Raw genomic sequence first — 25,056 nt, forward strand, 5'->3', positions numbered from 1 at the left:
CTGGCGGGAGGCGCCTACTCCGCGTCGAGGTCCGTTTCCAACAGTGTCACCAGGGAATCGAGGGCAGCGTCGGCGCCGTCGCCCTCGGCCCGAAGCACGACGACGTCGCCCTTCGCCGCGCCGAGCGTCATGAGCGATAGGATGCTGGCGGCGTCGAGCGCGTCATCGTCAGGCGAACCGGCCATCGCGATGGTCACTTCGACCGGGGATTCCCCTGCGGCTTCGGCGAAGATCGCCGCCGGACGGGCGTGCAGTCCGGAGCGGCTGGCGATGGTGGCGGTGCGTTCGGGCATGGTTTCTCCTTGTGTTCAGGTGGGGCAGTACAGCTGGGCTCAGAGCCCGAGTTCTTCGAGGATCGGCAGTTTGGCGCGGACCCAGGCTTTCGCGTCAAGCGCATCGGGTGCGCTGAGCGCCAGCCGGGCCAGCTCTTGCGCTTGTTCCAGCGTCACCGTTTTGAGCACGGTTCCGACGGCGGCCAGCGAGCGGGCGGTCATGGAGAGCGTGGACACGCCCAGGCCAACGAGCACGACGGCGAGGGCCGGGTCCGCGGCAGCCTCACCGCAGACACCAACCGGTTTGCCGTGGCCCTCTTCCGCCGAGCCTGCCACCGTCAGCTGAACGAGGCGCAGGACGGCGGGCTGCCACGGGGTGTTGAGTTCGGCGAGGGGGCCGAGTTGCCGGTCGGCGGCCATGGCGTACTGGGTGAGGTCGTTGGTGCCGAGGGACGCGAAGCCCACGTGTCGGAGGACCGACGCCGAGGTCAATGCCGCGGAGGGAACTTCCACCATCACGCCGGGCGTCTTGATTCCCGCGGCATCGCACATCGACGCGAAATGGGCGGCCTCGGCGGCGGTCGAGATCATGGGTGCCATGACCCACACCTCGGCTTCTGTTTCGTCGGCAGCGATGGCGATGGCCTCAAGCTGGCGATCCAAAACACCGGGCGTGGTGAAATCGGTGCGGTAGCCGCGCACCCCGAGGGCAGGGTTGGGCTCAGTGGCGTCGGTGAGGAAGGGGAGGGGCTTGTCAGCGCCGGCGTCGAGGGTACGGAGTACAACCTTTTTGCCCGGGAAAGCGTCGAACACGCCCCTGTACGCGGCGGCCTGTTCCAGCACCGTCGGTTCGGTGTCGCGTTCCAGGAAGCAGAATTCGGTGCGGAAAAGGCCCACGCCCTGGGCACCGAGCGCAGCGGCCGCGGCAGCGTCCTTGGCGCCGCCGACGTTGGCGAGGAGGGGCACCAAGTGGCCGTCCGCCGTCGTGCCGTTTCCGTCAAAGACCGCCAGAGTGGCGGCGTTTTCGACCCATGCGAGGGCGGCCGCGCGCTGTTCTTCGCTGGGTTCGAGGGAGAGTGAGCCGGCTGCGCCGTCCACAAAGACTTCTGCGCCGTCAGGAATTTCGTCCACACCGCGGGCCGCGACGACCGCGGGCAGGCCGAGCGAGCGCGCGATGATCGCGGTGTGGGACTGCGGTCCGCCGCCCGAGGTAACCAGTGCTGTCACGACGGCGGGGTCCAGCGTTGCGGTGTCGGCGGGAGCGAGGTCTTCGGCCACGAGGATGAACGGAGTGTCCGACGCCGGGATCCCAGGGGCGGGGACTCCGCGAAGTTCGGCGACGATCCGCGCGCGGACGTCCAGGACGTCGGTGGCGCGCTCGGCCATGTATCCGCCCAGGTTGTGGAGCATTTCGGACACGGAGGCGCCGGCTTCCCAGATGGCGCGTTCGGCGGAGCTGCCGTTGTTGTTGATGAGCTTGGTGGCCGATTTCAGGAGCATGGTGTCCTTGGCCATGAGCGCGGTGGCTTCCAGCACGGCCTTACCGTCGCCGCTGGCCTTGTCCGCGCGTGCTTTGAGTTCGTCGTGGACCGACTGTGCCGCCGCTTTGAGGCCGGCGACGGCGTCTTCCGCGGTTGTCGATGCGGCGAGCTGCTCGCCCGACGGCGGTTCGCTGACTGGTTTGGGCATCTGACGGATAGTGCCAATGACGCGGCCCGGGCTAACGCCTACTCCTTGGAAATTCTGCACTGAAATCCTCTGTTCCTGCTCTCGGATCGGACCCACCGGCTGCGGCGCCTCGGGGTCCGAAAAAATCTCCTGTGACTCACTTCATATAGCGTTGCTATAGGTGCTAGGGTAGCGGCTATGAGTTTCGATGACCAGCTTCCGCCCAAAACTCGGCTGCTCCGTGCAGCTGCCGAGTTGCTGGCGAATTCGGATGGGTCGCCGGTCTCTACGCGCCAAATCACCAAACTTGCCGGCGTCACGGCGCCCACGCTTTACCACCACTTCGGCGACAAGGAGGGGCTGTTCGACGCCGTCGTTGCAGCCGGCTTCGAGGAGTACGTGGCGGGAGAGCGGGACTTCGCACCCTCCGGGGTCCCCCTGGAGGATGTCCGCCGGATGTGGGACAACCACGTCCAGTTCGGACTTACCCAACCGCACCTTTACCTGGTGATGTTCGGCAACATCCGTCCGGAAAGCAGGCCGGCCATCGTGGCTGATGCCGAGTCGCTTCTGGAGGAGATGCTGAGCAAGGCGGCCATTGCCGGGCAGATCAACGTACCCCCGCGTGAGGCGGCCAGAAGCATCCTGGCGGCCAACGTTGGCGTCACGCTCATGCTCATCGCAGAGCCTTTGGAAGACCGGAACCTCGAACTCTCCACCATGACCCGGGATTCCATGATTTTCGCCGTGTCCACGGAAACAGCCCGTGGCGCCGCAGCAGACGACTCCGGCAAGTCGTCCGTTGTTGTTGCGGCAATCGCGCTGAATGCGGCACTCCAAGCCTCGCATTCAGACCAGCTATCCAGTTCGGAACTGAAGCTGTTCCTTGAATGGCTTCACCGAATCTCCAGCAGCTCCTAGAGCTGTCCTCCTTCGATAGATATCGACTGATTCCGCATTGATGCGGGACTCACGTTAGGAATTCACACAATGGCAACAGCGTCAGTTGCGAAACCGCGCACCAGCGTGCGCGTTGGTGTCCAAAAGTTCGGAACGTTCCTCTCGGGCATGATCATGCCCAACATCGGGGCCTTTATTGCATGGGGCATCATCACCGCCCTGTTCATCCCGGCAGGGTTCTTCCCCAATGCGGACCTGGCCAAACTCGTGGGCCCCATGATCACGTACCTGTTGCCGCTGCTGATCGGCTATACCGGCGGCCGGGCGGTCCATGGCATCCGCGGCGGCGTGGTTGGAGCCGCCGCCACCATGGGTGTGATTGTGGGTACGGATATTCCGATGTTCATCGGTGCCATGCTCATGGGCCCGCTCACGGCCTGGATCATGAAGAAGCTCGACAAGGTGTGGGAGGGCCGGGTCAAGCCGGGCTTCGAGATGCTGATCGACAACTTCTCCGCAGGCATCGTCGGTGCCGCACTGGCCATCTTCGGCATGTTGGTGATCGGTCCGGTTGTTAAGGCCTTCAGCGACGGCGCGAGCAACGTCGTCGAGTTCCTGGTCCACAACGGACTTCTGCCGCTGACCAGCATCTTCATCGAACCCGCCAAGGTCCTGTTCCTCAACAACGCGGTCAACCACGGCATCCTCACTCCGCTCGGTACGGAACAAGCGCTGCAAAACGGCAAGTCCATCTTGTTCCTGCTCGAGGCGAACCCCGGCCCGGGCGTCGGCGTCCTGCTCGCCTACATGTTCTTCGGCAAGGGCCTGGCACGGGCATCCGCTCCCGGCGCCGCGCTCATCCAGTTTGTCGGCGGTATCCACGAGATCTACTTCCCGTACATTCTCATGAAGCCGATCCTCATCCTCGCCACGATCGCGGGCGGCATGACCGGCATCTTCACCTTGGTGGTCACCGGCGCGGGCTTGCGTTCGCCGGCAGCCCCTGGCAGCATCATCGCCGTCTTTGCCGCGACAGCGAAAGACAGCTATTTCGGTGTCGCCCTGTCCGTGCTCCTCGCAGCCACAGTGTCCTTCCTGATCGCCTCCGTGATCCTGCGGACCAGCAAGACCACCGATGTGGACGCGCTGGGCCAGGCAACGTCCAGGATGGAAGAACTCAAGGGCAAAAAGAGCTCCGTTTCCTCCACCCTCCTGGGCGCCGGCGGCGGAACCGCCGTCCTGACCCGTCCTATCCAGAACATCGTGTTCGCGTGCGACGCCGGCATGGGCTCCAGCGCGATGGGTGCCTCGGTCCTGCGCAACAAGATCAAGGCAGCCGGTTTCCCGGACGTCAAGGTCACCAATTCGGCCATTGCCAACCTCAGCGACACTTACGACGTCGTGGTCACGCACCAGGACCTGACAGAACGCGCGCGTCCGGTCACCTCCAGCGCCGTGCACGTCTCCGTGGACAACTTCATGAACAGTCCCCGGTACGAGGAGATCGTGGAACTGGTCAAGAGCAGCAACGCCGGATCCGGCGCTGAGGGCTCGACGGCGGTTGCCGAACCGGCCGCCGGTGCCCACGCGGCCCAGCCAGCCGTCGTCGGGGGCAAGGATGTCCTGCTCCCCGAAAGCGTGATCCTCACCGGCACCGCGACTGATCGTGACTCGGCCATCGACGAAGCAGGCAAGCTCCTGCTGGACCGCGGCGCCGTGGACATGGGCTACATTCACGCCATGCATGAGCGCGAGGAATCGGTGTCCACGTACATGGGCAGCTTCCTGGCCATCCCGCACGGCACGAACGCTGCCAAGAACCACATCCTGCACTCCGGTGTGTCGATCGTCCGCTATCCCGAGGGCATCGACTGGGGCGGCAAGCAGGTCAAGTTCGTCGTCGGCGTCGCCGGCATCAACAACGAGCACCTCCACATCCTGTCCTCCATCGCCAAGATCTTCACGGACAAGGCGCAAGTGGCCCAGCTTGAACAGGCCACGTCGGTTCAGGAAGTGCTGGATCTGTTCGGGAAGGTCAACGCATAGTGAAGGCAGTCCATTTTGGGGCAGGGAACATCGGACGGGGATTCGTCGGCTTACTGCTGCACGAGGCCGGATATGAGGTGGTCTTCGCCGATGTAGCGGATGCCTTGATCAGCCAACTCGCCTCCGCGTCCTCCTACGAGGTCCACGAGGTCGGAGAAAACGCGGCGGTCAAGACCGTGTCCGGTTTCCGGGCCCTGAATTCGGGCACCGAAGAGGTTGCCGTCGTCGCGGAAATCGCGACGGCGGACCTCGTCACCACGGCGGTCGGGCCGCACATCCTCAAGTTCGTGGCACCCGTGATCGCGCGCGGCATCGCCGGCCGCTCGCCGTCGTTGGCTCCGCTCCAGGTCATGGCCTGCGAGAACGCGATCAACGCCACGGACCTCCTGCGTTCCGAAGTGGAAGCGGCGTGGGACGGTGCCGCGGGCGATCTTTCCTCCGTTGCTGTTTTTGCGAATACCGCGGTGGACAGAATTGTCCCCAACCAGGCGCCGGGCCAAGGCCTGGACGTCACTGTGGAGACCTTCTACGAGTGGGTCATCGACCGCACGCCGTTCGCGGGGGCGGCGCCAGTGATCCCCGGCGCGACCTTTGTGGATGAGCTCGGTCCGTATATCGAACGGAAGCTGTTCACGGTCAATACAGGACATGCCTCGGCAGCGTACTTCGGCTACGGCGCCGGCCTGGAGAAGATCTCCGATGCGATGGCCGACGCCTCCGTGGCCGCCCGGGTGCGTGCCGTGCTGGAGGAGACCAAACAGCTTCTCGTGGCCAAGCACGGTTTCGTCGAAGCTGAGCAGGAAGCGTACGTGCAGAAGATCCTGTCCCGCTTCACCAACCCGTACTTGCCGGACACCGTGAACCGGGTTGGCCGTGCTCCGCTCCGGAAGTTGGGCCGGCACGAACGGTTCATCGGCCCGGCAGCGGAACTGGCCGAGCGCGGAATAACCCCCATTGCCTTGCTCGACGCGATGTCGGCTGCCCTTCGTTTCGACGACGGAGCAGACGACGAAGCCGTGGAACTCGCCCGGATGCTTTCGGAAATGGACGCCGCCGAGGCGGTTGAGCGGATCACTGAACTGCCGCCGTCGCACCCGTTGTTCCCGCAAGTGCAGAAGCTGATCGAAGACCGCAAGGCCGAGGCCTAGACTTTCCGGCGACGCCCGCTGGCGGTCCGGTGCGCCCGCGTGCCAGCCTTTCCGGCGACGCCCGCTCAGATATGCGGGCCTTTTCCGGGACGCTCGCTCGGATATGCCGGCTTTTTCCTGAACGCTCGCTCACCCTGCTTCACCTGATGTGAAGGAGGGTGAGTGCTTTAAGGCTCTAAAAGTAGGGAAGCGTCGACTAGTTGCCGAGTTCTTCCGACGCCGTTCGCCCGGCGGCAAGGACGCGCCGCAGGAAATCCGTGATGACGGCGATTTCGGAGTCGTCGTAGTCTGCGCAGATGGTGTCCATGAGGCTGTTCATTCCCGAGTAGAGGCGGAACATCTCGGCGTTTCTGTCGGGAAGAACCCGGATCACTACGGCGCGCCGGTCGGACGGATCGCGGTCCCGGACAATCCAGCCTCCGCGTTCAAGCCGGTCGAGGATGCCAGTCATGGTGGCTGGGTGCAGGCCGGCGTGTTTGGCCAACGTGCTCGGGCTGAGCGGCCCCCTGCTTGAGATCAGGTCAAGGCAGTCGAGGTCAACATCCTTCAGTTCGGCTTGGGTGCCGACCTGGTGATTGAGTACGGATAGTTGCACGCGCACGCCGCGAAGCTCGGCTTTGAGCTCAGCAACGGCACGTCGCCGAAGGCGCGGAGTCGTGGCTCCTTGATTTGATATGGAACTCATATGATATCGTTTCTGTATTGTATGGTTTTCCTAGAACAAGACTACCGGAGGCCGCATCACATGAAGATCGCAGTGTTCGGGGCAAATGGCCCCACCGGAAGGATCCTCACCGCACAAGCGCTCGACGCCGGACACCTCGTCACGGCTGTCACGCGCAGGCCGCATGAATTCCCGCTATCCGCTCCCGGCCTGAGTGTGGTCGGCGCCGATGTGTACAACTTCGAGGACGTGAGCGCCGTCGTCGAAGGAAGTGATGCCGTCCTCTCAACGCTCGGTGTTCCATACAGTCGCCGGCCGATCACGGTCTATTCAGTAGGCACGGGCAACATCATCCGGGCAATGGGCAACCATGGCGTCCGTCGATTGGTCTGCGTGAGTTCCAGCGCTACCGATACTATGGCCGGCCCGCATGGCGGATTCTTTTTCGAGAAGGTGCTACAGCCCCTCGTCACCAAGCTGCTGGGTAAGACGCTGTACGAGGACATGCGGCGGATGGAGGCCGCCGTCGTCGACAGCGGCCTGGACTGGACAATCATGCGGCCTTCCGGTCTTTTCGAAACCGATTCCGTGACTGAATACAAGATGGCCGTTGACTACATAAATGGCACTTTCACGTCGCGGGCCGACCTGGCGGACTCCATGCTGAGGCAACTCACTTCGGACGAGTTCGTGCGCAAGAACGTAGCAGTTGCAACCTTTTCGCAGAAGCCGAGCCTCATTCAGCTGCTTTTCCGCGAGGCCAGCAGCAAGAAGGCCGCGCCGGATAGCGTCCCCGAGGGAAAGTTGTCATGAGCCGTCTAGCCATCCAGTCAGTGGTCCGTATCGCTGGGCTTGTATTCGTCGGCCTGTTCGCGGGGTTCCTCACTGGGATACTCGTCTTGGAATTGTCCTTGCGGCAATTTAGCAGCACGGTTTACGCCCAGCTCCAGCAGGTGGCCCTCGTCGGCTGCCTCTCCTGGCCTCAGTCCTCCTGTTTCCAGCGCTGATTGCCACGGCGGCCCTGGTATTGATGGAGCTCAAGACAAGGGATCGCGGTTTCTGGTTGGTGGCCGGCGCCCTCGCGCTGCTGCTCGCGGCCTTGATCACAACACTCGTAGTCAACGTTCCTATCAATCTGGCCGAAGCTGGATGGAACGTCAGCAACCCGCCAGGGGACTGGGCGGACATACGCGACCGTTGGCAGGTGGGCCACGCAGTACGAACCTTTGCTGCGTTCTTGGCCTTCGGAGCTTTGTCAGCCGCCGCGGCGCGACAACCGATCCGCCGTCGGAGTTTGCAGCCCGCGCCAGCATAAGTCCCGGCGCCCAACGCTCACCCGCCTTTGGCGGGACAGCCGAAACCCTCCTTCGCGTGATGACGTGAGGGAGGGTTTCGGGTTTTGCCCATATAGGTGAGCGCGCGTCCGAAGGATGGCCGCTATATGTGAGCGGGCGTTGCGTCGAAAAGGCTCGTAGGTGAGCGCGCGTCGGAAGATTGGCCGCTATATGTGAGCGGGCGTCCTAGCGGGCGGCGGTTTCGACTGCGGCCGTCTCGGTTTCGGCCATGGCCTTCCACTCGGCGACGCGGGCTTGGTGCAATGGCGATTTCCGGACCAAGGCGTAGGCGACGGCGAGGATCGCGAACCAGATGGGCGTTACGAGCAGTGCCGTGAGGGTGTCCGGCTGCGTCGTCAGGGCCCAGACCAGGAAGCCGAAGAAGGCGAAGACCACCCACACCATCACGATCCCGCCGGGCATCTTGAACGTCGATGCCTCGTGCAGTTGGGGCCGGCGCTTTCGGAAGACGAGGTAGCTGGCCAGGATGATCGACCACACGAACATAAAGCAGACGGCGGACACCGTGGTGACCATGTCGAAAGCTGCTCCGATGTCTTTGCCCGCGTAGAGCAGGGCGACGCCGCCAAGGAGAAGCACGCAGGACAGGAACAGGGCGTTCTGCGGAACCTTGCGGCTCGAAAGACGGCCGAACATCTTCGGGGCATCGCCGTCGTTCGCCAGGCCAAACACCATGCGCGACGTCGAGTAGATACCGGAGTTGGCCGAGGACATGGCGGAGCCCATGAACAGGCCTGTTCCGATGGCGCCGCCGATGGCAAGCAACTGGATGTGGCGGTTGCTCAGTGAGCGTGCCAGATGCGGCTCGCTGTCTTTGCTGGAGGCAGTGCGTTGCCCCGTTGTTGTCTGGTCGGACATATCTGCATCCTTCGGGTGATTCGCCGCATGGTGACGTGGCTAACAATTCTGCTAGTCCAAACTAACTCGAACCATTCAAGAATTTGTGATTGATCGTTTCACCTAGAATTCATGAAGGCGCGTAAACCGAAGCCGCCAGCTTGTGTCAGGCTGGTGTTATGAGTCACGCAAATCCAGGAGTGAAGCCGCTGTTGAGCATGGTTCTGGACGAAGGCGTCTTCACGCTCCGCCGGGCCCATTGGGAGGACCTCCCTGCCATTCTGAGACTGCTCGCCGCCGATCAATTGGGCAGTTCCCGTGAAAATGCCGAGGACGTCGGCCCCTATCTGCAGGCGTTTCAGCAGATCAACGAGGATCCGGCCCAACTGTTGGTGGTGGGCCACTTGAACGGCGCTTGCGTTGCAACTTTCCAGCTGAGTTTCATCCCGGGCTTGGCCCGGAAGGGCTCGCTGCGCTGCCAGATCGAGGCCGTGCGCGTCGCCGCCGAGTTGCGGGATCACGGCGTCGGTGCGGCCATGATGCAATGGGCCATCGAAGAGGCGCGGAACAGGGGCTGCACCCTGGTCCAGCTCACCAGCGACAAGTCCCGCAAGGACGCCCATCGCTTCTATGAGCGGCTTGGTTTCGTGGCAAGTCACGAGGGAATGAAGCTGGCGCTGTAGCGCGGGCGGCCTGGAGGCCGCGCCAAACCAAAGGCCCGCACCCCTTGATATTTAGGCAGCCTAACTGTTAGGATACCTAAATATGAATACCAATCACGTTGACGACGCGCTCCTTGCCCTCGCCCAATCATTCCGGGAAGCTTTGCGGCAGAGCGTCTACGTGATGCGCCGCCTCGATTCCGAGGAGCAACTCAGCTCTGCCCAGCTTGGCGTCCTCAAGATGGCGCTCGACGGCGGTGCCCGCGTCGGTGGGATCGCACGGAACCTTGGGGTCAAGGTTCCCAGTGCCACGGAGCAGATCATCAAGCTTGAGCGCGCGGGCCTGGTCAAACGCGAAGCGGACCCGGACGACTCCCGTGCCGTCCGCGTCGCCGCGACGGCGGCGGGGCGTGCCGCCGTCGAGAACGCAGACCGTCGCCGTAACGAATTCATCGCCGGGATCCTCGGAACGCTAAGCCAGGCAGAACGCGACGCCGTGGAAGCCGCCCTTCCGGTGTTCGACAAGATCAACCATTCAGTCCAGAACTGAACAAGCCAAGTACTGAACAAGCCAAGAAACTAGGAGAGCAGTCCATGAAAGGCCAGCTCGCAGATCAACTGCAGCCAGCGGAAGAAACCCTCGAGGCCGAGAAGGCTTCGTTCCTCAAGCAGCCCAAGGCTGTGTGGGCCACGGCGATTGCCGCCGTCTTCGCCTTCATGGGCATCGGCTTGGTGGACCCGATCCTGCCGGCCATCGCCAAGAACCTCCAGGCCAGCCCCAGCCAAGTGTCGTTGCTCTTCACGAGCTACTTCCTCGTGACTGCGGTGGCGATGCTCGTGACGGGGTTCGTCTCTTCGCGGATCGGCGGCAAAAAGACCCTCATGATCGGCCTTGCCCTGATTGTCGTGTTCGCCTCGCTCTCCGGCCTGTCCGGAAGCGTGGGTGAGCTGGTCGGATTCCGCGCGGGTTGGGGACTTGGCAACGCTCTCTTCGTGGCCACCGCGCTTGCCGTGATTGTCGGCGTCGCGAGCGGTGGAACCGGAACTGCGATCATCCTGTACGAAGCAGCCCTTGGCTTGGGCATTTCCCTCGGCCCGTTGCTCGGCGCGCTTCTGGGCGGCTGGCAGTGGCGCGCGCCGTTCTTCGGCACCGCCGTCCTCATGGCCGTTTCCTTCATCGCCTTGCTGGCCTTGTTGCCCAAGACCCCGACGCCGGCAACGAAGGCCCGTTTGCGTGACCCTCTCCTTGCCCTGGGCCACAAGGGCCTCCGCACCACTGCGGCCAGTGCCCTGTTCTACAACTACGGCTTCTTCACGATCCTTGCCTTCACGCCCTTCATCCTTGGAATGGACGCCTACGGTATCGGTGCCGTGTTCTTCGGTTGGGGCGTAGCAGTGGCCGTGTTCTCGGTCTTCGTGGCTCCCCTGCTGCAGCGTCGATTCGGCACCACCAACGTCCTGGTCGGCACCCTCGCCGCTCTTTTGCTGGACCTCGTCGGGCTGGGACTGGCCGCGGGGCACTCGGTGACTGCCGTCGTCGTGCTTGTCATTGTGGCGGGCGCCCTGCTGGGGATCAACAACACGCTCTACACCGAACTGGCCATGGAGGTCTCCGATTCGCCGCGTCCCGTGGCTTCGGCCGGCTATAACTTTGTGCGCTGGATGGGCGGGGCGCTGGCTCCGTTTGTCGCGGCCCAGCTGGGTGAGCACTTCGGCCCGCAGGTTCCGTTCTTCGCGGCCGCCCTTGCCCTCGCGTTCGCGATCCTCGTGGCCGCCGGCGGCCGCCGCTTCCTGAAGTCCCACGAACCGCACCTCGTGTAGGAGGGCCCAACTAGCTGGCAGTTGTTGTCGTTATGAAGCCTCAAAACGACAACAACTGCGAGTCAGTTGGGTGGAGACTACTTGGGTGTGACCGCGAGCTCCGCAGGCTTGGAGCCCTTCGGGACGAACAAGGTGTCGGCCTGTTCGAGGGACATGCCGTTGGTTTCTGGCACCTTGAACATGACGAAGAAGAACGACGCCGCGGCGAACAGTGCGTACATGCCGTAAGTCAGCGGCAGCGAACCGGCCGCCATGATCGGGAAGCTCAAGGTGATGGCGAAGTTGGCGATCCACTGGGCTGCGGCGGCCAGGCCGAGCGCACGGGCCCGGATGCGGGACGGGAAGATCTCGCCCAGGAGCACCCACACCAACGGTCCCCACGAAGCGCCGAAGCTCACCACGAAGACGTTGGCGGCAACGAGGGCCACAGGACCCCAGGCGCCGCTCAAGGAAACCGAAGAGCCTGTCCCGGTGGCAGAAGAGAAGGCCAGCGCCATGGCACCCAGGGACACGGCCATGCCGATCGAGCCAGCCAGCAGGATGGGCCGGCGGCCGATGCGGTCCACGAGGGCGATGGCCACGAGCGTCACCAGGATGTTGGTGACGGACGTTGCCACCGAGATGGTCAGGGAGTCCTGCTCGTGGAAGCCGACTGCCTTCCACAGGGTGGTGGAGTAGTAGAAGATCACGTTGATGCCGACGAATTGCTGCAGCACGGACAGGATGATGCCGATCCACACAACTGGTTGCAGGCCGAAGGCCTTGCCACGCAGGGAGCCCTTCTTGGTGGAGAGCTCGTCCTGCTTGATGGAGTCGCGGATTTCGCGGATGTGGCGTTCGGTGTCATCGCCGGGCATCAGGGTGTCGAAGATTTTGCGTGCGGTGTCTTCCTTGCCGTTGAGGACCAGGAAATGCGGGGATTCGGGCAGCCGGAAGGCGATCAGGCCGTATATCGCGGCGGGCACGGCGCACGCGATGAACATCCAGCGCCAGGCCTCAATTCCCAGCCACAACGCGTGGTGGGCGCTTCCCGCGGACGTGGCCAGGACCGCGTCGGACAGCAGGGCCGCGAAAATGCCGGTGGTGATCGCGAGCTGCTGCAGCGACGCGAGCCGCCCACGGACCTGGCGCGGGGAGATTTCCGAGATGTAGGCCGGCGCGATCACCGACGCGAGGCCGATGCCCAGGCCGCCAACCAGCCGCCAGAAAACCAGGTCCCAGACGCTGAAGGCCAAGCCCGTCCCGATGGAACTGACCAGGAAGAGTGCGGCACCAAGCTTCATGGCCGGGATGCGGCCGTAGCGGTCGGCCACCTTCCCCGCGAGGTACGCCCCTGCTGCGCAGCCGAGCAGCGCGACCGCCACAGCGAAGCCGGTGACGGCTTCGCTCAGCATGAATTCGTCCTTCATCGCGTCGACGGCGCCGTTGACCACGGAGGAATCGAAGCCGAAGAGGAAACCGCCCACAGCTCCGGCAACGGCCAGGCCAATTACTTTGCGTGGGACGCCGGAACGGCTGTCGGAGCTGGATTTGGGCATGGCTCTCCCTTGAGGAAATGTGGTGGATTGTGCGGCGCGGTCGTCGTCGGCAGCTGGTTCCGACGGGGACGCCGGTGCACTCGCGCTACACAGTGTGGCACGCCGCCAGCGTGACTTCCAGTCAACCCCACCAGCCACACCGGACGTGTCACGCCACGCAAACTTTCGCGCCGCCGTCGGGCGCTCCACCGCGCAAACGCTGGAAACGACAACGGCAGGCAGCCCAAAAGACTGCCTGCCGTGACGCGATTCGAGATATTAGTGGGCCGAGACGGATTCCTTCGCTGCCGCCTTCGGATCCGTGAGTTTCTTGTTCGGCAAAGCGAAGGTGATGAGGAACGCGAGGCCGGTGAGCGCCGCGGCGGTCAGCATCACGGTGTCGATCGACTGCGCGAAGCCTTCAAGGATGGGCCGGGTGAGCGCCGGGTTGGCGTGGTGCAGCCAGCTGGTGTCGTTCAGCGAATCGTTCGTGGCGCCGTTCTTGAAGAAGTCGTACAGCTTGGCGTTGGCAGGATCCGCGGCTACCGCAGGATCCTTGAGCACCTTGAGGTAGTCCGCGCTGCCCATGGCGTCCTTCATGCCCGAGGCGATCTTGTCGGCGGCCAGGCTGAAGAGCATCGAGATGAACACGGCGGTACCCACGGCGCCGCCCATGGAACGGAAGAACGCTGCAGTGGACGTGCCCACGCCCATGTCCTTAGGCGGTACGGAGACCTGCATGGCCAGGGTGAGCGGCTGCATGCAGAAGCCCAGGCCCATGCCGAAGAAGACGGCGATCAGGCCGGGAACCCAGAGGCCGGTGTCCACGCCGAGGGACAGGCCCATGACGATTGCGGCGGCGGTCAGGATGCCGGTGCCGAGGATCGGGAAGATCCGGAAAACGCCCGACGCCGAGATGGTCCGTCCCGCTGTAATGGAACCGAAGAGGATGCCCACCGTGAAGGTGATCATCATGAGGCCGGCCTCGGTGGGGGTGAGGCCCTTGACCAGCTGCAGGTACATCGGGAGCATCGCGATGGCCCCGAACATACCGATGCCGATGATGAAGTTCAGCAGGGAAGACAAGCCGAAGGTGATGTTCCTGAAGAGCCGAAGGGGGATCAGCGCGTAGTCGCCGGCACGCCGCTCAACCAGCAGGAAGGCGATGATGCCGATGACGCCAAGCCCGTAGCAGATCCATGCGTTCCCGGAGGTCCAGCCCCAGCTGCGGCCTTGTTCGGCCACGAGCAGCAGCGGAACGATTGCCAGCGTGATGGCTGCCGCGCCCCAGTAGTCGATCTTCTGCTTGACGTGCTTCGCGGGCAGGTGCAGATAGAAGAACACCACAGCCAGTGCGGCCAGCCCGATGGGCAGGTTGATGAAGAAGACCCAGCGCCAGCCGTCGAAGCCAAGGATGTTGGCCGAGCCTGCAAAGGCACCGCCGACCACGGGCCCGAGCACCGAGGAAACGCCAAAGACGGACATGAAGTAGCCCTGGTACTTGGCACGATCCTTCAGGGCAACGATGTCGCCGATGATCGTCAAGGCGAGGGCCAGCAGACCGCCGGCGCCCATACCCTGGATGCCGCGGGCGATGGCGAGCTCGGTCATGGAATGCACGGAACCGGCGTACAGGGATCCGGCGAGGAAGATCAGGATCGCGGCGAGGTACAGCGGGCGGCGGCCGAAGATGTCGCTGAGCTTGCCGTACAACGGGGTGGTCACCGTGGATGTGATGAGGTAGGCCGTAGTGGCCCACGCCTGCAGGGACAGGCCGTCCAGGTCGTTGGCGATCGTGTAAATGGACGTGGACACAATGGTCTGGTCCAGGGAGGACAGGAACATGCCGAGCATGAGGCCCACCATGACGGTAAGCGTCTGACGGTGTGTCAAGACCTCTCCGGCGGCCCGCACAGGCGTGGCGTTGGACATTGCTTCTCCAAGGGTGGATGTAAGGGGACTAAGCAGGATAGTTGCTTTCAGTAACTATCCTAATGGCTCCTGTATTCCCTGTCCTACCCGATTGGCGAGAAAAATGTCACCGCTCCACCAGAATCCCGTCAGGATCGCAGTAGATCAGGTTGCCGGGTTCGATGTGCACTCCGTCAATCACCAAGGCGATGTCCACTTCGCCACGGCCCACTTTGGAGCTCTTCTTGGGGTTGCTACCAAGGGCTTTGACGCCCAGAGGCAGCTTCGCGATCGCCACGCGATCGCGGATGGCCCCATTAATCACGACGCCGGCCCAGCCGTTCGCGACGGCGCTTTCGGCAATCATGTCCCCCATGAGGGCGGTGCGCAGGGAGCCATAACCGTCCACCACCAGCACGGCGCCCTCGCCCGGTGTTGCCAGAATGGTCTTCACCAACGCATTGTCCTCAAAGCATTTGATGGTGCGAACGGGGCCGTTGAAGTGGGACATGCCGCCGAGGTCCTGGAACTGCAGTGATATCGACTCGACTTCTTCGGCACGCTCGTCGTAGAGATCGGCGGTGTTGATGGGGTTCGCTGGGCTGTTCATCGTTGATCCTCCTCGGTCCGTTGGAGTTACCCTAACGCGTGCGGACGAGCCATAGCGGGTCCTGGGCTTGCCGGTTGTCCACATACGCGCCTTCATGACAGCCGGGCAGGCTCCCTCGGCGCTAGGCTGAATTCACACGTCCAGAGGCTAGGGGAGTACCGTCATGAGCCTGTCCGATCTGCCCGGTTCATTGCCTGAAAGACCGGTGGCGGATCCTGCCCTCGATCCTTCGCGAACGCAAGGCCCGACGACGGCGCTCGCCGAGCCCGTGGAGCGCGTCCGCTCGCTGTGGGTCACCGGAGTAGTGCTCGTCAATGTTGGCATCAACGCCGCCTTCTTCGGCCCGATCCAGGTTCTGCTTGGACAGCAGGCCATCCACTTTGACGAAGGCCAGAAGGAAGCCATCCTTGCGCTCGTTACGGGATGTGGTGCGGCGGTGTCTATGGTCGCGAATCCCCTGTTTGGAGCGTTCAGCGATCGAACCACGTCCCGCTTCGGACGGCGAGTCCCTTGGGTGCTTTTCGGGGCCATCCTGGGTACCGCCGCATTGCTTGCGCTAGCGGGAGCTCCCAACGTGGCGGTCATGACTATTCTGTGGTGCCTCGTCCAAGCCGGCTGTAATGGGGCCTATGCGGCGATCACGGCGGCTATTCCGGACCGCGTGCCTGTGCCCCAACGCGGCGCGGTCGGCGGCCTTGCGGCCATGGGCCAGACGGTGGGCATTCTCGTTGGCGCAGTCATCGCTTCCGTAGTTTCGGGGAACTTTGCCCTCGGCTACATCGTGTGCGCCGCTGCGCTGCTGGCCGGCGTCGTGCTCTATCTTTTCAAGAATGGCGACGTGCCTCTCGCTCCCGAGGCCAGGCCACCGTTCATACTGTGGACATTCGTCAAGGGCTTTTGGATCTCGCCTGTCAAATACCCGGACTTCGCGTGGGCATGGTTGACGAGGTTCCTGGTCAATGTCGGCAACCACATGGTCACTTTGTACTTGCTCTTCTTCCTCAAGGATGCCGTGCATATCGAGGAAATGCAGGGGATCAAGCCGGAGTTTGGCGTCCTCATCCTGACAGGCCTTTATGCCGTCATGGTGATCATCACCAGCGTGGTGGGCGGTGCCATCAGCGACCGCATGGGCAAACGCAAACCGCTGGTCATTGCTTCCTCCGTCGTCATCTCGATAGCTGCGTTGATCCTCGCGTTCGAACCCACGTGGACGGGGGCCATTGCGGGTGCCGTGGTGCTCGGCGTGGGCTTCGGTGCGTATCTGGCGGTCGACTTCGCCCTCATTACCCAAGTGCTGCCTGCGGCCTTGGATCGGGGCAGGGACCTTGGGGTCATCAACATCGCCAACTCTTTGCCGCAGGTGATCGCGCCGGCGATTGCCTCGATTTTCGTTGTGTTCTGGGGTGGTTACGTCTCGCTGTATGTGGCCGCAGCGGTCATTGGCTTGCTGGGAGCGGTTTTCGTCGTGAAGATCAAGGGCGTCGCGTAGACCTGGGAATCCGTTCTCAGGGAACTGACAACTTGCTGCCGTATCATTGTCAGGACGCGCTCGGTCTATGGGGGGCCGCGCAATCTCCCCGAACGAAGCCCAAACCAACAGAACGCCGGAAATGTCCGAACCGAACTCCTTGGAACCGTATTCGCTGGATCTGGCCGCGGGGTTGCCCCAAATGGCGGCTGCTCCCACCACGCCGAGACAGCTATTGCGCTACGCCCGGATACTCAAGACTGCCGCGGGATTCGCCCAGCGGCAGTTCGATACTGTGAGCCTCTCGGATGTATCCACTCGGGCCCACGTTCCGCTGGGGACGCTCTACCGTTACTTTCCGTCCACGGTCCATCTGATGCTCGCCGTCTACCGGCAGCAGCTCCGCGAACTCAACGACGCCAAGCCGGCATCTTCGAGGTGCAGCCAGCAAGAGCTCACCGGTCTCGGGATGGAAATTTTCCACATGCGAGTCATGCAACCCGCTGTAGAACACTGCCTGTCCCGCACGTGGGACACCCGCGATGGTGACATCCCCGTACTCTTGCGCGATATCGAGGCGCTTTCGGCCGAGATGGTCGCGGCTGCGATCGGCGATGCCGGGAGGGCCAGGATTCTGCTCCACGTCATCAGTGGTCTGGTCCAGTCCGTCAACTGCCGCCGTCTGTCACTTTTTGACGCCGAGAAGGACCTCAAGAACGCCTGCAAGTTGATTGCGGACGCGTAGCTTTTCGGGGAATCACCGTAATTGGTCTAGACCACTACGACCAAAAGTATGAGTTTATGACTGGATGTCTCTAGTCTTCCTATCAGGCCCCTGTCTACGAAGACAGGACCCAAGCGGCTAGCAGCCCATATCCGCAGGAGTTTCACCGCACGGACCAGCCACCCTTGGTCCGGCACCGAAGCCTCTATACCTGCCCGAATTGTGCCGTGGGTTCACGGCTAGCCTGAGGAGACAACGACGTGTCCGTCGAGACCATCACCCCTGAACAGAATCTGACTGCCCTGGCGCTGAGTGAAGAGGAAATCTTCACCGCCCACGAGGGCGGCAAGCTCTCCGTGTCCAGCACCGTGCCGCTTTTGAACAAGCGGGACCTTTCCATTGCCTACACGCCCGGCGTCGCCGAAGTGAGCCGCGCGATCCACGCGAACCCGGAGCTTGCACGCACGCACACCTGGGCAGAGCGGCTCGTTGTGGTCGTCAGCGATGGGACCGCTGTCCTGGGCCTGGGCGATATCGGACCCAGCGCCTCCCTCCCCGTCATGGAAGGAAAGTCCGCGCTCTTCAAGGCTTTCGGTGATCTCGACTCCATCCCCTTGGTCCTCAACACCACCAACGTGGACGAAATCATCGAGACCCTGGTCCGCCTGCGTCCGAGCTTCGGCGCCGTGAACCTCGAAGACATCTCAGCACCCCGCTGCTTCGAACTCGAAGAGCGCCTCATCGAAGCCCTCGACTGCCCCGTCATGCACGATGACCAACACGGCACCGCCGTCGTGGTTCTCGCGGCCCTGACGAACGCCGCCAAGGTGACCGGCCGTGAGCTTGAGGGACTGAAAGTTGTCGTTTCCGGCGCTGGTGCTGCGGGCATCGCGGTCTCCGAGATCCTGCTGACCGCAGGCGTCAAGGACGTTGTGCTCCTGGATTCCAAGGGCATCATCAACGCCGAGCGCGCCGACCTGGTGGCCGATTCGGGCAGCGTCAAGGCCCGCTTCGCCCAGCGCACCAACCCCCGCGCCCTTTCCGGCGGACCCGCGGAGGCCCTGCAGGGCGCCGACGTGTTCATCGGCGTTTCTTCGTCCAAGCTGGCCGAGGAACACTTGAAGCTCATGAACGAGAACTCGATCGTGTTCGCCCTGTCCAACCCGGACCCGGAAGTCCTGCCCGAGGTCGCCGTCAAGTACGCCGCCGTCGTGGCCACTGGCCGGAGCGACTTCCCGAACCAGATCAACAACGTCCTGGCCTTCCCCGGAATTTTCCGCGGAGCCTTGGACGCCGGCGCACGCCGCATCACTCCGGCCATGAAGATCGCCGCGGCCCGCGCCATCGCCGCGCTGGCCGAGGAAGAACTCTCGGCAGACTACATCGTGCCCAGCCCGCTGGATCCCCGGGTTGCCCCTGCAGTCACCGCGGCGGTCGCCGCGGCGGCTGAATAGCCCGCGCGCTTAACCCTACGAGCCGACGACGGCGACCCTCCCGTGCTGGGGAGGGTCGCCGTCGTTCTTTTTGTTCCGCCGTTCGGGATAAGTGAGCGATGGTTTGGGATGTGGGCCGGATAGGTGCGCGAGCGTTTGGGATGTGGGCCGGATATGTGAGCGGGGGTCTGGGTTTAAGGCCCGATATGTGAGCGCGCGTTGGGTTCGACAAACGCTCGCTCACTTATGCCGGCATTTTCCCAAACGCTCGCTCACGTCTCGCGCTGGCTCCAAGGATGAATCCGCTGGCTTCCGGGTGGAGATCGAAGCCCGGAGCGCGGAATCGGCGTTCCCCCGTGCTTGGCCGTGGATAGGGTGGCTGACATGGAACAGACACTGAAAGTTGTACGGCATTGGGGCGCCCCTGCGGCGGCCGTCATTTTCTTCACGCTGTGGTGCGTGGCGGAAGCGGGAAGGATGGGGCCGTGGCCGGGGCTGAACTATTGGCCCGGCACCTGGATGCTCGTTCTGATGACCTTGGCTATAGCTACGGCGGTGTGGAAACCCTATGTGTCACTCGGGCTGACCGCCATCCTTTTGCTCGGTCAATTGATCCATTTCATCCGTGCGCCTTGGCCCAATCATTGGGCGATCTACATCGGTTCGTTCATTGCGCTGGCGTTCATTCTGTGGACCGGGTCCCGCAGGCAGCGGTCGATCGCAGGAGTAGCCAACCTCGTGTTCACAGCCGTCATAACGTTTTTGATGTTGTCGTGGCGATACGGGCAGGGCGTTGGCTGGTTCAGGCCACTATATTCGGGAGACCGGGGCGCCCTGAGTTACTACGGCTGGCAGCTCTTCTCCACCCTGATTTTGATCGCCGCTGGATGTGCCGCCGTCGGCATCGCCTTGGCTCTGTATGAGGACCGGGGCAAGCTCTTCCAGTCCAAGGTCCTCGTCCAGGCAAACCTCAAGGAGACCGAGGTCGAGCTCGTCGTGGAACAGGAGCGCACGCGGATCGCCCGCGACCTTCACGACGTCTTGGCGCACTCGCTCGCTGTGATCGCCGCGCAGGCCGACGGCACCCGTTATCTCAGCCAGGACCAACCCAAAGCGGTGCTCGACGCCTTGGAGAATATCGCGGTGTCAGCCCGCCACGCACTCGTGGACGCCCAGCGCGTCATTGAGGGAGTGCGCGACGACGGTCTGGTGGCTCCGCAGCCCCGGCTCACCGACGTCGGGCCTCTTGTGGAGCGGATGCGCCAGGGGAGCCTCAAGGTCCAGCAGAGCGAAACCGGAACCCCGGTGGACCTTGGCGCGGGCCAGCAACTCGCGGTATTCCGGATTGTGCAGGAATGCCTGACGAACGCCCTCAAGCACGGCGGACGCGGCACCGCCGTGCGCCTTCATTTCGACTGGAGCGGCCCCGGGCTGACCATGCACGTCGCGTCGGAATTGCCGGCGTCCGTTTCGATCGGGGGGACGGACGACGGCGGTACCGCCGAGCGCGTGGGGCGCGGCATCCCCGGAATGCGCGAGCGTGCCCACCTAGCCGGCGGCTGGCTCAGTTCCGGGCCCGACGGCGAGCAGTTCCGCGTGACGGTGTTCATCCCCTATGGTTCGCGGCCGGCAGCGCTCCTTCCGGAAGGTGGAGCGGAAGAGGAGGGTGTTCCGTCCGTTGAGGGGCTGGAGCAGGAGCCGGCACTGGCTCTCGAGGCCGCCTCGCCGTCGTCGGGCACTAAGCGGGAAAGCGTCGGACGTGGCTGAAACGCCGATCACGGTGGCCTTGGTGGACGACCAACCACTGTTCCGCTCCGGCATCCGCATGCTCGTCCAGAGCCAAGCGGACATGGACATGACTTGGGAGGCCGACGACGGCGAACAAGCCGTGGCGCTCGCGGCCAGGCAGCGGCCGGACGTGATGTTGATGGACCTTCGGATGCCGGTGCTTGACGGAGTGGAGGCCACGCGCCGCATCACGGAGGAAGCCGATGCGGCCGGGGTGGACAAGCCAAAGATCATTGCCCTGACCACCTTCAACAGGGACCAAGCCGTGGTTGACGCCGTGCAGGCGGGCGCGAGCGGATACCTGCTCAAGAGCGCCGAACCGGAATTTCTGCTGGCTGCCATCCGGACCGTGTATTCGGGATACTCAGTGATCGCGCCCGGTTCGGTTCACGAACTCTTCCAGCACGCGGCCAGGACGGTGCCGGTCGCCGGGCCGGACCTCGCCGTGATGGACGAGTTGTCGCCGCGCGAGCGGGATGTGTTCCTCCTGGCGGCCAAAGGCTTGGGGAACGCCGAGATGGCGCAGAGCCTGTTTGTCTCCGAGGCGACAGTGAAATCCCACCTACGCACTGTGCTCAGCAAGCTCGGGCTGCGTACCAGGCTTCAGCTAGTGGCCTTTGCCTACGAACATCGGCTTCTCGGGTAGGCACCCCGGACGCAAAGGCGGCGGCCGCCCGAAAGGGACGGTCGCCGTCGTGCAACTGCAGAGTGCTGCAGAGTGAGGGGGCGCTACATGGCGCGGCCCTTCGACTCCTCCCTTACATCGCGTCCAAGCCATAGCCCAACGGCAACCATGACAACACCGAGAACCAGGTGCAGCCAGTCGTCCGCAGCGTTCATGGGCACGAAGTCAGCGCTCATGTTCGACATGGTGATCAGGCCGTAGATCCACAAGACGAGGTAGATTGCGCCGCCACCGATGAGGTAACCGCGCGCCATCCTTCCAGTCCTTGCGAAGTACAGGCCTGCTGCGCCGAACAGCAAATGGACAATATTGTGCAGGACGGATACTTGGAAGACTCCAAGAAGCATGGCGCCCGAGTCATGTCCTGCGAAGGTCATGGCGCCGTAATTGCTGGTGATGCCCGGGATAAATCCCAAGACGCCAACAGCCAGGAAAACCCAGCCCAAAATCAGTGCTGAGTTGTGGAGCGTCAGCCCCATCGCGTGGTGCTGCGCGGGGTGTGAAGCAGTAGTCATAGCTCCTCCCGATCACGATTTCCATCGGCCCTTCAAATGGAGGGCCGTATCGCGGCAAGGAGTCGGAAACCCTGCCGACGAGGATATCTTACTCCCGAAAACCCCGGAAATAGAGGGGAGAGGCCGGGACAAGCGCAGCTAGCATGGTTCTGTGATGCCCGATTCTGCGACGCTTTATCCCGTGATGGCAGTGCAACCGTGAGTGAGCCATCGGTTCCCGGAGTGCGCGGAGCGATTTTCGGGGACACCCGGGACATCACGCCGTTCCGGAACGGACATGTCCGCACATCGGTAGGTGGACTGGCTGAGGGCTTGGGCGGTGCGATTTGGGGCGTCCTGAGAGGAAAAGCCGCAGGCCGGATCGACGTCGCCGGGGACGTCCCCAGGCTCAAACGGCTGGCTGGCAAGACCGCCAAATCGGTGTACGACGCGGTCTTCACCAGCACGGAACCGGATCGGCTCATCACCCTGGCGCGTACCTACCCGGGCTGGGCTGGCCTCTGCTACGTGATTGCCGGGCTGCTTGTGTACAAGCACGGAGGATATCTCCGGGCCTCGGAACTTCTGCAACGGGGCTTGTCCATCCGGATCGACGACGCCGCCAGCCAGTTCTCCGCAAGCTACCTTCGCAGGGTGGTGACGCGGATCGAGGTGGCGGAGCGGATCGACGTTTCAGTGCTGTTCAGCGAGGAATCCGTGTTCCTCGCCCTCTCGCATTGCTTCAGGGAGACGGGCCAGACGGCGGAAGCGCTGGACTCCCTGGCCAGCTTGCCGCCGTCGTTGCCCTCCGCCTTGGCCCGCTGCACCGCGGCGGCGGCGCTCGAGCGGCACGCCGACGTCGTCGCCTGGACTGAGGGGCTCCGCAACACGGACGACCTCTCGGCGGCGCTGCTGCTGATTCGGGCACAGTCGCTCAGGATGTTGGGGGAGCGGGAGGCGGCGCAGGCCGCGCTTGAGGAGGTACTCCGCAGGAAGAAGACCAGCCTCGCCTTGCGGAACGACGCCCTCACGGACCGAGCCCTCTCGAAGCTTGAGGTCAGGCGGAGGACGCCCAAGCCGAGGCCCTTTGTCGCTGAGCGGGTCCGGCGCGGCAAGACGGAGGACGCCGAGCTGGATGCGGTCGATGGGATTCGCAAGGACATCGAGATACGCCGAATGTGGAACAAGGACTTCGGCGAGCCGGGCGACTAAAGCAGGGGCCAACGCGGGGCGGCTACGCCCGACGCGTGCGAATGATTCCCCGAATGGAGACCCCCACGGCGCCGACAAGTGGGAGCAGCATGGCCAGGACAACTATGGTGTTCGGCTGGAACGTCACGCGTCCGCTTGCGTTGCGGCCATAGACCCCGACGGGGAGCACAAACCCGCCCCCGCCGCCGCCGGCAGCATTGCCCCCATCGCTGCCTCCGCCGAATCCAAAGGACACCAACGCTACCGGAATCAGTTCTTCTCCGGCGATCTGCAGGGGCGGGCCGTACGCCCTCGATACGCCGACCTTCTTGAAGGCCTCCACGAGAGCTGAAAAGTCATCGGACATGAAGCCGACCATAGGCTGCCTCGCCCAAGAACACCAGAGCGAGATAGCCCAGCGGCCGTGTCACCGGAGCATCGGAAGTAGCTGCTCGCCGAGCAGGACAGCCCCGAGGCCCACCATGATGATGCCGCTCGCACGGGTCACCACACGCGCGGCCGAAGGCCGGGACTGCAGCAGCTTCCGCGAGCCGAGGGCCACCACCGTGTAAATGATGCCTGCGAATAGGACGAACGTGAGGCCCAGCACGCCTGACTGCACCGGCACCGGCAACGACGCCTCCGGGCTCACGAATTGCGGCACAAGCGCCAGGAAGAACAGCAGGCCCTTGGGGTTGATGCCGCTTGTGCCCATGCCTTGCAGGAAGGTGCGCAATTGGTTTCGGGACTGCCCGACGGCGTCATCCGCAGTGAAGCTCGCGCCGCGCCACGAGCGCATGGTGCTCACGCCGAGCCAGAGCAAGTACGCAGCACCCGCGATCGTCAGCCAGCCAAGAAGCCCCGGAACGCCCGTCAAAACGGCGGCGAGTCCGGCCACCAGGAGGGCCGTGTGCAGCACGTAGCCGCTGCACAGGCCGGCCACAGCGGGGAGGAAACTGCGCTGCCGAAGGCCAGCGGCAATCGAATACGCCCAATCGACGCCCGGGGTGCACGCCAAGGTGACGGCGACAATGACGAAGGCGAGGAAAAGCTGGGGATTCATGGTGGCTCCTGGCTGGCGGTTACACTATGAACTTTATGGAAAATCGGCCCATAAGTGTTCCCATTTTTAGCCAGGCTTGCCGGGATTTCGGTAAGATACTTGCGTGATTGATGGAATCGATAGAACTATTTTGCGCCACCTCAAAGAGGATGGCCGAATGACTGCCACCGCGCTCGCAGCAAAGGTGGGATTGACCGTGGCTCCGTGCCATCGCAGACTGCGGGATCTCGAAGCTTCCGGGGTCATCCGTGGGTACAGGGCAGACATCGATCCTGGGGCGATTGGCCTCGGATTCGAGGCGATAGTCTTTGTGACCCTGCGCCAGGCTGACCGCACCACGATGTCGGAGTTCGAAGACCGGGTGGCAGCCATTCCGAACATCGTCGAGGCCCAGAGACTCTTCGGCTCGCCGGGCTACCTCCTCCGCGTGATCGCAGCCGATCTCCCGGCCTACCAGCGCTTCTACGACGACCAACTCTCGGCGCTTCCCGCCGTCGAGCGCCTCAACTCGACGTTGGTGATGAAGAACCTCAAGCCGAACGCGGGACCGCCGGTCTGAGTTCGGTTTCCACGACGGAACCGGTCGGGGCCTTGGGATTCGTTGCCGAGCCAACGTCGGTAGGTATCGGTGGCTTGGTTCCGGGGCCGGCCTAAAAATGTCGTAGCCTCCTGGCAGAGTGTTTCCATGGAAGCGATCGGATGCGTCGACACCCGGCAGGGCATTGCCTCCCGCGGGTATTTCGGAGTGTCCCGTCATGCCCGTCGTCCGCGTCTGGCCGCGTCCCTTGCCGCGGTC

The 25,056-nt window shown here is 63.5% G+C and carries 25 protein-coding genes and 1 pseudogene; 16 read left to right on the forward strand and 10 right to left on the reverse strand.

The features are described from left to right. Window positions 1-14: 14 nt before the first annotated feature. Together AC1DJB_RS14075 and ptsP are read right to left on the reverse strand one after the other, a co-directional pair. The gene (locus tag AC1DJB_RS14075; protein ID WP_441433040.1) at window positions 15-293 is read right to left on the reverse strand and encodes an HPr family phosphocarrier protein; all 279 of its coding nucleotides are present in this window, start codon (window positions 291-293) and stop codon (window positions 15-17) included. Window positions 294-332: 39 nt separating this feature from the next. After that, window positions 333-2,021, reverse strand: a complete 1,689-nt coding sequence (gene ptsP, locus AC1DJB_RS14080; RefSeq protein ID WP_284988965.1) for a phosphoenolpyruvate--protein phosphotransferase — start codon at window positions 2,019-2,021, stop codon at window positions 333-335. Between the two features lie 117 nt (window positions 2,022-2,138). On the opposite strand from ptsP, the gene AC1DJB_RS14085 reads away from it, so the two are divergent. The 3 genes from AC1DJB_RS14085 to AC1DJB_RS14095 all read left to right on the forward strand — a co-directional run bounded on the left by AC1DJB_RS14085 (window position 2,139) and on the right by AC1DJB_RS14095 (window position 6,034). Beyond that, the gene (locus AC1DJB_RS14085) at window positions 2,139-2,861 is read left to right on the forward strand and encodes a TetR/AcrR family transcriptional regulator (protein WP_059388720.1); all 723 of its coding nucleotides are present in this window, start codon (window positions 2,139-2,141) and stop codon (window positions 2,859-2,861) included. A gap of 69 nt (window positions 2,862-2,930) precedes the next feature. Beyond that, on the forward strand, window positions 2,931-4,886 hold the full coding sequence (locus AC1DJB_RS14090; RefSeq protein WP_441437722.1) for a PTS mannitol transporter subunit IICBA: 1,956 nt from the start codon (window positions 2,931-2,933) through the stop codon (window positions 4,884-4,886). Then, window positions 4,886-6,034: a mannitol-1-phosphate 5-dehydrogenase gene (locus AC1DJB_RS14095; protein WP_441437723.1), complete on the forward strand. Its 1,149-nt coding sequence runs from the start codon at window positions 4,886-4,888 to the stop codon at window positions 6,032-6,034. Before AC1DJB_RS14090 ends, AC1DJB_RS14095 begins: the two co-directional genes overlap by 1 nt. A 196-nt stretch (window positions 6,035-6,230) precedes the next feature. Here the strand turns inward: AC1DJB_RS14095 and AC1DJB_RS14100 are convergent, their stop codons facing one another. Continuing rightward, window positions 6,231-6,719, reverse strand: a complete 489-nt coding sequence (locus tag AC1DJB_RS14100) for a MarR family winged helix-turn-helix transcriptional regulator (RefSeq protein ID WP_476910545.1) — start codon at window positions 6,717-6,719, stop codon at window positions 6,231-6,233. A gap of 60 nt (window positions 6,720-6,779) precedes the next feature. On the opposite strand from AC1DJB_RS14100, the gene AC1DJB_RS14105 reads away from it, so the two are divergent. Genes AC1DJB_RS14105 through AC1DJB_RS14115 form a run of 3 tightly spaced genes read left to right on the forward strand, consistent with a single transcriptional unit; the run spans window position 6,780 to window position 8,013 of the window. Next, window positions 6,780-7,511 carry an NAD(P)-dependent oxidoreductase gene (locus AC1DJB_RS14105; RefSeq protein WP_441437725.1) on the forward strand — a complete coding sequence of 244 codons (732 nt, stop codon included), beginning with the start codon at window positions 6,780-6,782 and terminating at the stop codon, window positions 7,509-7,511. Further along, window positions 7,508-7,705 (forward strand): hypothetical protein, encoded by a 198-nt coding sequence (locus AC1DJB_RS14110; RefSeq protein WP_441437726.1) that lies wholly within the window; start codon window positions 7,508-7,510, stop codon window positions 7,703-7,705. The genes AC1DJB_RS14105 and AC1DJB_RS14110 overlap by 4 nt, the downstream gene beginning before the upstream one ends. 23 nt (window positions 7,706-7,728) lie before the next feature. Continuing rightward, window positions 7,729-8,013 carry an anthrone oxygenase family protein gene (locus tag AC1DJB_RS14115; protein WP_441437727.1) on the forward strand — a complete coding sequence of 95 codons (285 nt, stop codon included), beginning with the start codon at window positions 7,729-7,731 and terminating at the stop codon, window positions 8,011-8,013. Between the two features lie 205 nt (window positions 8,014-8,218). Here AC1DJB_RS14115 and AC1DJB_RS14120 read toward each other — a convergent pair. Then, a pseudogene (locus AC1DJB_RS14120) lies at window positions 8,219-8,776 on the reverse strand (amino acid permease); the annotation flags it as partial. 293 nt (window positions 8,777-9,069) lie between these two features. On the opposite strand from AC1DJB_RS14120, the gene AC1DJB_RS14125 reads away from it, so the two are divergent. The 3 genes from AC1DJB_RS14125 to AC1DJB_RS14135 all read left to right on the forward strand — a co-directional run bounded on the left by AC1DJB_RS14125 (window position 9,070) and on the right by AC1DJB_RS14135 (window position 11,373). Continuing rightward, a complete protein-coding gene (locus AC1DJB_RS14125; protein WP_059388716.1) occupies window positions 9,070-9,573 on the forward strand; it encodes a GNAT family N-acetyltransferase in 504 nt (167 codons plus the stop codon). Window positions 9,574-9,655: 82 nt separating this feature from the next. After that, entirely contained in the window at window positions 9,656-10,102 is a 447-nt protein-coding gene (locus tag AC1DJB_RS14130) for a MarR family winged helix-turn-helix transcriptional regulator (RefSeq protein WP_306963595.1), read from the forward strand. Between the two features lie 44 nt (window positions 10,103-10,146). After that, window positions 10,147-11,373, forward strand: coding sequence for an MFS transporter (locus AC1DJB_RS14135; protein WP_306963593.1), 1,227 nt, complete (start codon window positions 10,147-10,149; stop codon window positions 11,371-11,373). Between the two features lie 77 nt (window positions 11,374-11,450). Here AC1DJB_RS14135 and AC1DJB_RS14140 read toward each other — a convergent pair whose 3' ends face one another. The 3 genes from AC1DJB_RS14140 to rraA all read right to left on the reverse strand — a co-directional run bounded on the left by AC1DJB_RS14140 (window position 11,451) and on the right by rraA (window position 15,411). Further along, complete coding sequence (locus AC1DJB_RS14140; RefSeq protein ID WP_476910546.1) at window positions 11,451-12,911, reverse strand: sugar porter family MFS transporter; 1,461 nt, start codon at window positions 12,909-12,911, stop codon at window positions 11,451-11,453. A gap of 258 nt (window positions 12,912-13,169) precedes the next feature. Beyond that, entirely contained in the window at window positions 13,170-14,822 is a 1,653-nt protein-coding gene (locus AC1DJB_RS14145) for an MDR family MFS transporter (protein WP_284988974.1), read from the reverse strand. A gap of 106 nt (window positions 14,823-14,928) precedes the next feature. Beyond that, window positions 14,929-15,411: a ribonuclease E activity regulator RraA gene (gene rraA, locus AC1DJB_RS14150; RefSeq protein ID WP_306963591.1), complete on the reverse strand. Its 483-nt coding sequence runs from the start codon at window positions 15,409-15,411 to the stop codon at window positions 14,929-14,931. A gap of 163 nt (window positions 15,412-15,574) precedes the next feature. Between rraA and AC1DJB_RS14155 the strand changes: the two genes are divergently transcribed. The 5 genes from AC1DJB_RS14155 to AC1DJB_RS14175 all read left to right on the forward strand — a co-directional run bounded on the left by AC1DJB_RS14155 (window position 15,575) and on the right by AC1DJB_RS14175 (window position 21,473). Continuing rightward, window positions 15,575-16,903 (forward strand): MFS transporter, encoded by a 1,329-nt coding sequence (locus tag AC1DJB_RS14155; RefSeq protein ID WP_441433047.1) that lies wholly within the window; start codon window positions 15,575-15,577, stop codon window positions 16,901-16,903. A gap of 121 nt (window positions 16,904-17,024) precedes the next feature. Then, entirely contained in the window at window positions 17,025-17,627 is a 603-nt protein-coding gene (locus AC1DJB_RS14160; protein WP_441433048.1) for a TetR/AcrR family transcriptional regulator, read from the forward strand. 239 nt (window positions 17,628-17,866) lie between these two features. Beyond that, window positions 17,867-19,060, forward strand: a complete 1,194-nt coding sequence (locus AC1DJB_RS14165; RefSeq protein ID WP_441433049.1) for an NAD(P)-dependent malic enzyme — start codon at window positions 17,867-17,869, stop codon at window positions 19,058-19,060. 363 nt (window positions 19,061-19,423) lie between these two features. After that, window positions 19,424-20,806, forward strand: coding sequence for a sensor histidine kinase (locus AC1DJB_RS14170; protein WP_307053234.1), 1,383 nt, complete (start codon window positions 19,424-19,426; stop codon window positions 20,804-20,806). Beyond that, window positions 20,799-21,473 (forward strand): response regulator, encoded by a 675-nt coding sequence (locus tag AC1DJB_RS14175; RefSeq protein ID WP_441433050.1) that lies wholly within the window; start codon window positions 20,799-20,801, stop codon window positions 21,471-21,473. Before AC1DJB_RS14170 ends, AC1DJB_RS14175 begins: the two co-directional genes overlap by 8 nt. Window positions 21,474-21,556: 83 nt before the next feature. On the opposite strand, the gene AC1DJB_RS14180 is transcribed toward AC1DJB_RS14175, so the two are convergent. Beyond that, window positions 21,557-22,027 carry a DUF4383 domain-containing protein gene (locus AC1DJB_RS14180; protein WP_059388710.1) on the reverse strand — a complete coding sequence of 157 codons (471 nt, stop codon included), beginning with the start codon at window positions 22,025-22,027 and terminating at the stop codon, window positions 21,557-21,559. Between the two features lie 198 nt (window positions 22,028-22,225). On the opposite strand from AC1DJB_RS14180, the gene AC1DJB_RS14185 reads away from it, so the two are divergent. Further along, window positions 22,226-23,218, forward strand: coding sequence for a hypothetical protein (locus tag AC1DJB_RS14185; protein ID WP_306963582.1), 993 nt, complete (start codon window positions 22,226-22,228; stop codon window positions 23,216-23,218). 22 nt (window positions 23,219-23,240) lie between these two features. On the opposite strand, the gene AC1DJB_RS14190 is transcribed toward AC1DJB_RS14185, so the two are convergent. Then, window positions 23,241-23,564, reverse strand: coding sequence for a hypothetical protein (locus tag AC1DJB_RS14190; protein ID WP_059388708.1), 324 nt, complete (start codon window positions 23,562-23,564; stop codon window positions 23,241-23,243). 60 nt (window positions 23,565-23,624) lie between these two features. Further along, complete coding sequence (locus tag AC1DJB_RS14195) at window positions 23,625-24,260, reverse strand: LysE family translocator (RefSeq protein ID WP_476910547.1); 636 nt, start codon at window positions 24,258-24,260, stop codon at window positions 23,625-23,627. A 103-nt stretch (window positions 24,261-24,363) separates the two neighbouring features. Between AC1DJB_RS14195 and AC1DJB_RS14200 the strand changes: the two genes are divergently transcribed. Continuing rightward, window positions 24,364-24,819: an Lrp/AsnC family transcriptional regulator gene (locus AC1DJB_RS14200; RefSeq protein WP_476910548.1), complete on the forward strand. Its 456-nt coding sequence runs from the start codon at window positions 24,364-24,366 to the stop codon at window positions 24,817-24,819. Window positions 24,820-25,056 lie beyond the last annotated feature (237 nt).

Source organism: Arthrobacter sp. 01T428 (assembly GCF_056398685.1).

Excerpts from the sequence above, each read along its gene's own strand:
- AC1DJB_RS14170 (WP_307053234.1), top strand. The coding sequence starts at position 19,424 with ATGGAACAGACACTGAAAGTTGTACGGCATTGGGGCGCCCCTGCGGCG.
- AC1DJB_RS14190 (WP_059388708.1), bottom strand. The coding sequence starts at position 23,564 with ATGTCCGATGACTTTTCAGCTCTCGTGGAGGCCTTCAAGAAGGTCGGC.
- AC1DJB_RS14105 (WP_441437725.1), top strand. The coding sequence starts at position 6,780 with ATGAAGATCGCAGTGTTCGGGGCAAATGGCCCCACCGGAAGGATCCTC.
- AC1DJB_RS14115 (WP_441437727.1), top strand. The coding sequence starts at position 7,729 with ATGGAGCTCAAGACAAGGGATCGCGGTTTCTGGTTGGTGGCCGGCGCC.
- AC1DJB_RS14125 (WP_059388716.1), top strand. The coding sequence starts at position 9,070 with ATGAGTCACGCAAATCCAGGAGTGAAGCCGCTGTTGAGCATGGTTCTG.
- rraA (WP_306963591.1), bottom strand. The coding sequence starts at position 15,411 with ATGAACAGCCCAGCGAACCCCATCAACACCGCCGATCTCTACGACGAG.
- AC1DJB_RS14110 (WP_441437726.1), top strand. The coding sequence starts at position 7,508 with ATGAGCCGTCTAGCCATCCAGTCAGTGGTCCGTATCGCTGGGCTTGTA.
- AC1DJB_RS14195 (WP_476910547.1), bottom strand. The coding sequence starts at position 24,260 with ATGAATCCCCAGCTTTTCCTCGCCTTCGTCATTGTCGCCGTCACCTTG.
- AC1DJB_RS14180 (WP_059388710.1), bottom strand. The coding sequence starts at position 22,027 with ATGACTACTGCTTCACACCCCGCGCAGCACCACGCGATGGGGCTGACG.
- AC1DJB_RS14140 (WP_476910546.1), bottom strand. The coding sequence starts at position 12,911 with ATGCCCAAATCCAGCTCCGACAGCCGTTCCGGCGTCCCACGCAAAGTA.
- AC1DJB_RS14085 (WP_059388720.1), top strand. The coding sequence starts at position 2,139 with ATGAGTTTCGATGACCAGCTTCCGCCCAAAACTCGGCTGCTCCGTGCA.
- AC1DJB_RS14155 (WP_441433047.1), top strand. The coding sequence starts at position 15,575 with ATGAGCCTGTCCGATCTGCCCGGTTCATTGCCTGAAAGACCGGTGGCG.
- AC1DJB_RS14130 (WP_306963595.1), top strand. The coding sequence starts at position 9,656 with ATGAATACCAATCACGTTGACGACGCGCTCCTTGCCCTCGCCCAATCA.
- AC1DJB_RS14100 (WP_476910545.1), bottom strand. The coding sequence starts at position 6,719 with ATGAGTTCCATATCAAATCAAGGAGCCACGACTCCGCGCCTTCGGCGA.
- AC1DJB_RS14160 (WP_441433048.1), top strand. The coding sequence starts at position 17,025 with ATGTCCGAACCGAACTCCTTGGAACCGTATTCGCTGGATCTGGCCGCG.
- AC1DJB_RS14135 (WP_306963593.1), top strand. The coding sequence starts at position 10,147 with ATGAAAGGCCAGCTCGCAGATCAACTGCAGCCAGCGGAAGAAACCCTC.
- AC1DJB_RS14075 (WP_441433040.1), bottom strand. The coding sequence starts at position 293 with ATGCCCGAACGCACCGCCACCATCGCCAGCCGCTCCGGACTGCACGCC.
- AC1DJB_RS14145 (WP_284988974.1), bottom strand. The coding sequence starts at position 14,822 with ATGTCCAACGCCACGCCTGTGCGGGCCGCCGGAGAGGTCTTGACACAC.
- AC1DJB_RS14090 (WP_441437722.1), top strand. The coding sequence starts at position 2,931 with ATGGCAACAGCGTCAGTTGCGAAACCGCGCACCAGCGTGCGCGTTGGT.